Origin of the sequence: Bradyrhizobium sp. Leo170, assembly GCF_004296405.1 — a bacterium.
Lineage (GTDB): Bacteria > Pseudomonadota > Alphaproteobacteria > Rhizobiales > Xanthobacteraceae > Bradyrhizobium.
In genome coordinates, this window is the sequence record NZ_PSRR01000785.1 from 1 (window position 1) to 838 (window position 838).

1 pseudogene is annotated in these 838 nt (G+C 60.7%); it reads left to right on the top strand.

The annotated features are described in order from the left end of the window. The first annotated feature begins 122 nt into the window (after window positions 1-122). Window positions 123-826, top strand: a pseudogene (locus CWO89_RS44695) (IS5 family transposase). Window positions 827-838 lie beyond the last annotated feature (12 nt).

An 838-nucleotide genomic window follows, 5' to 3' on the forward strand; every position in this document is an offset into this window, starting at 1 on the left:
TGTGGACTCTTGGGATTCTCAAATCAGATTGAACGTGATTCAAGGCTTTCTTTTAGGAGGAAGCCTTGGGCGTCAAGGATCGGCTGGTTCTAAGCGATGCGCAATGGGATCGAATATCCGGCTTGATCATCGGCCGGCCGGACCAGCGCGGTTCGACGGGGCGCGATAACCGGATGTTCGTCGAGGGCGTTTTGTGGATTGTGCGCACCGGCTCGCCGTGGCGCGATCTGCCTGAAGCGTTCGGCGACTGGAATAGCGTGTTCCGGCGCTTCAGCCGATGGAGCGCCAAAGGGGTCTGGCTGCGCATGTTCGAAGCGCTGGCGGATGATCCAGACTTTGAATACCTGATCGTCGATTCCACCATCGTCCGCGCCCACCAGCACGCCAGCGGCGCAAAAGGGGGGCTCAAAATCAGGCCATCGGTCGATCGCGCGGCGGCCTGACGACTAAGATCCATATGGCCGTCCGCGGCCTGGGCTGTCCGGTCCGTTTCTTCCTGACGGCAGGCCAAGCCGGTGATGCCCCGCAAGCCCAGCCCCTCGTCGAGGGCCTTGCGGCCGAGTTCGTCATGGCGGATGCGGCCTACGATTCCGACGCGTTCAGAGCCGCCATCGCCGCAAAGGGCGCACAGGCCGTCATTCCAAACAATCCTTCGCGGACCAAGAAATATCCGCTCAACAAGCCCCTTTACGCCGAGCGTCACCTCGTCGAATGCTGCTTCTCAAAACTGAAGCAGTTCAGGCGTGTCGCCACGCGCTACGAAAAGACCGCGCGAAACTACTTCGCCGTCGTCGCCATTGCCGCCACTCTGCTCTGGATAAGGTAACTGTCCACACGG